The 3,202-nt window shown below is 44.2% G+C and carries 4 protein-coding genes; 1 reads left to right on the top strand and 3 read right to left on the bottom strand.

Annotation, left to right across the window (positions count from 1 at the left end; translation table 11 throughout):
- Window positions 1-55 precede the first annotated feature (55 nt).
- Window positions 56-817, bottom strand: coding sequence for a sulfite exporter TauE/SafE family protein (locus tag A3761_RS11100; protein ID WP_068510695.1), 762 nt, complete (start codon window positions 815-817; stop codon window positions 56-58).
- Between the two features lie 117 nt (window positions 818-934).
- On the opposite strand from A3761_RS11100, the gene A3761_RS11095 reads away from it, so the two are divergent.
- The gene (locus A3761_RS11095; protein ID WP_068510697.1) at window positions 935-1,465 is read left to right on the top strand and encodes a SprT-like domain-containing protein; all 531 of its coding nucleotides are present in this window, start codon (window positions 935-937) and stop codon (window positions 1,463-1,465) included.
- A 94-nt stretch (window positions 1,466-1,559) separates the two neighbouring features.
- Here the strand turns inward: A3761_RS11095 and fdxA are convergent, their stop codons facing one another.
- The gene (gene fdxA, locus A3761_RS11090) at window positions 1,560-1,883 is read right to left on the bottom strand and encodes a ferredoxin FdxA (RefSeq protein ID WP_068510699.1); all 324 of its coding nucleotides are present in this window, start codon (window positions 1,881-1,883) and stop codon (window positions 1,560-1,562) included.
- A gap of 157 nt (window positions 1,884-2,040) precedes the next feature.
- A partial coding sequence (gene mutS / locus A3761_RS11085; protein WP_156491797.1) for a DNA mismatch repair protein MutS occupies window positions 2,041-3,202 on the bottom strand: 1,162 nt, incomplete at its 5' end.

Raw genomic sequence — 3,202 nt, 5'->3', positions numbered from 1 at the left:
AAATAATATTTCCTGAATTGTTTGTAGCATTAAGTTAATTTTATGTTTCGAGCATTTAACTGAGGAGCGCGGCAATGCTTGCAAATATAGTCATAATAAACAGGAACCACTTTAGCGTATTCTGACTGACATTAATTGTGATCTTCACAGCCAGGTAAGCACCTGCAACAGAACCGACCGCGAGCAAGAGGCCTGGCGCCCACCATACTTGGTCCCGCCATACAAAAAGACCGAGAGCAACTAGAGTAAAACCGAGTGTGCACACCACCTTTAGCGCGTTGGTTCGAGCCAGATCGTAACGGAGGCCTCCAGCAATCGCAGCAATTAAAATAAAACCAACGCCCGCTTGGACGAACCCACCGTAAAACCCGGCTATAAAAAGCATTGGTATAGATTGCTTTTGCTCCATTACTGAAAAAGCCTTGGTGCCTTCAGTTACCGCAATAGCGGAGGGCTTAAATAAGATTATGCCGGCCATGATAATCATCGCGCCGAGCAAGGTTGGTTTCAGGTAGTCAGCAGGCATATAAGAGGCGAATGCAGCACCAACAAGCCCGCCAAGCATGGTGACAAGCAGAATAGATTTGATATCGGGAATATCAAGCTTTCCGTGCTTGGCAAAACCTCTGTATGCAGTAAACGATTGAAGTACGACACTGACTCGATTAGTCGCATTTGCAATGTCGGGAGGAATCCCCATTACCATTAATGCTGGAATTGTAAGATTGGAGCCTCCACCAGCCATGGTGTTTATAATGCCTGCGAGAAACCCTGTTATGATTAATACCAATATATAGAGTAAGTCGAGTTCATACATGGCGTTTTCCCTAAAGGCTTGGTGTGACAAAAAATAAAGCTGGGCATGGTACTGTAAATTTTTGCATAATGCACCGCTGTATATGAACTTAAGAAGACCGAAAAACACTTAGCCAAGATGAACCAAAGCAACTATCAAGCTGATGTGCAATCATCGGTAGAACACTGCCTGCGGCAGGCAGAACATCACCTTAAGAAAAGCTTCGTTTATCACAACCTTTGCTTTCTTCTAAAGGGGCAAGCTGCCGGCCAGTTTGTCGTCACACAAAACGCTTTTAAGACTTATCGATACAAGCTTCGATTTAATCAGGCGCTCTTAAATCAAAACCAACAAGCCTTTATCGAAGAGGTTGTACCTCACGAATGTGCACACCTCATCGTCTATCAGTATTTTGGTCGCTATCATGAAGGCAAGAAGGTAATGCCGCATGGACGACAGTGGAAGCAGGTTATGTCAGAAGTATTTAATGTTGAGCCAAAGGTAAGGCATAACTTCTCAAGCGCGAAAAGGGCACGACGAACCTTTGCATATATTTGTGCATGTCACGATCGAATTCATGATTTGAGCGCAATTCGACACAATAGAATCGTAAGAAGTGATGCAAGATATGTATGCAAAAGCTGTAAGGAAAGCTTGAGAATTAAATAGGCCAAAGTGAATGAGGCCAGGCAGTTCTTATTTAAGAGGAGCTTGTCGTTAGCGAGCGATCTGACGCCAGTTAACGACAAGGCGACTAAAGAATTTACTTCTCTAGATATTGAAGCTTGTTAGGAACACCGTCCCACTCTTTAGCATCTGGAAGCGGGTCTTTTTGCTCGGTAATGCAGGGCCAAGTCTGACATAGCTCGGCGTTTAGCTCGATATACTGCGTCTGGTCGGCAGGCAATTCGTCCTCAGAAAAGATTGCATCAGCTGGGCATTCTGGCTCACAAAGTGCGCAATCGATACATTCGTCAGGATCGATTACCAGAAAGTTAGGGCCTTCATAGAAGCAGTCTACAGGACAAACTTCCACACAATCTGTGTACTTACACTTAACACAGTTATCGGTTACAACAAATGTCATATTGCTATTCCAGTGTTTGGTCTCATTAAAATTATGCGGTGTATTCTAATGTCAGATGTGACAGGGTTCAAGCTTAAACGCCTGTCATAGCGCAAATGTTACGATTATTGACTTAAAACACAAGTAAGTTAGCGCAAGAGACAAGGCATCATATAACTTAGTTGATCAATCTTCGTAGCTCATAAAGCTTATCCAATGCTTGCCTAGGGCTAAGCTCATCAGGGTCCAGGTTAGCAAATGCTTTCTCAATCAATGAAGGCTCTTGTGCAAACATATCACTTTGAAATGCATTTTGTTCTGAAATAGAGTCAGTAGCTTGTGTTGCAATATTGCTTGCAGTTATGGGCTCAGACGGCTCGCTTGTTTCCGTAGACTCCAAAGAACTTAGCTTTTCCTTCGCCTTCCCAATAACACTATCCGGAACACCTGCGAGCTGCGCGACCTGCAAACCGTAGCTTTGGCTTGCGGCGCCTTCAAGAACATTATGTAGAAAGATAATTCTATCTTCGTGCTCAGTAGCGCTCAGGTGAACGTTGACAACACTCTCGTGCTCTTCAGCAAGCTGCGTCATTTCGAAATAGTGAGTTGCGAACAAACTATAAGCTTGGATATTTTTAGCCAAATGCTCTGCACTAGACCATGCAAGCGACAAACCGTCGAAAGTGCTGGTACCTCTTCCTACTTCATCCATCAAGACCAGACTGTTTTCTGTAGCGTTATTCAAGATGTTCGCAGTCTCGGTCATCTCAACCATAAAAGTGGAGCGACCGCCTGCCGTATCGTCAGAACTTCCCATTCGTGTGAATATTTGGTCGATTTCACCTATTGAGGCTTTACCTGCTGGAACAAAACTTCCTGTACCTGCTAGCAATATAATCAGAGCAGCCTGGCGCATATAGGTAGACTTCCCCCCCATATTGGGCCCGGTAATCATAAGCATTTTTCGCTTTGGATCTAATATCAGATCGTTTGGCACAAAAGGCGCTGTACTGAGCTGTTCAACAATAAGGTGTCGGCCTTCTTCAATTAACAGGGTGTTACCCTGATTAAATTCCGGCCTATTGAGATTTAAAGTGTGAGCTCTTTCAGCAAAATTGCTAAGCACGTCGAGCTCAGAAAGCCCTTTTGCACACCTCTGAAGCGCGTCAATCGCCTCATTTAATTCATCAAGTAGGCTTTCGTAAAGGGCTTTCTCGCGCGATAAAGCGCGACTTTTACTGCTCAGCGCTTTATCCTCAAAAGCTTTCAGCTCTGGCGTTATAAAGCGCTCTGCATTTTTTAGCGTTTGACGCCTTATATATGCATCGGGCGCTTTATCT

Source organism: Oleiphilus sp. HI0123 (genome assembly GCF_001635315.1).
This window is presented reverse-complemented; position numbering and strand designations above follow the sequence as displayed.

Bases quoted from the DNA above. Each gene is read 5' to 3' on its own strand.
- fdxA (WP_068510699.1), bottom strand. From the start codon at position 1,883: ATGACATTTGTTGTAACCGATAACTGTGTTAAGTGTAAGTACACAGAT.
- A3761_RS11100 (WP_068510695.1), bottom strand. From the start codon at position 817: ATGTATGAACTCGACTTACTCTATATATTGGTATTAATCATAACAGGG.
- A3761_RS11095 (WP_068510697.1), top strand. From the start codon at position 935: ATGAACCAAAGCAACTATCAAGCTGATGTGCAATCATCGGTAGAACAC.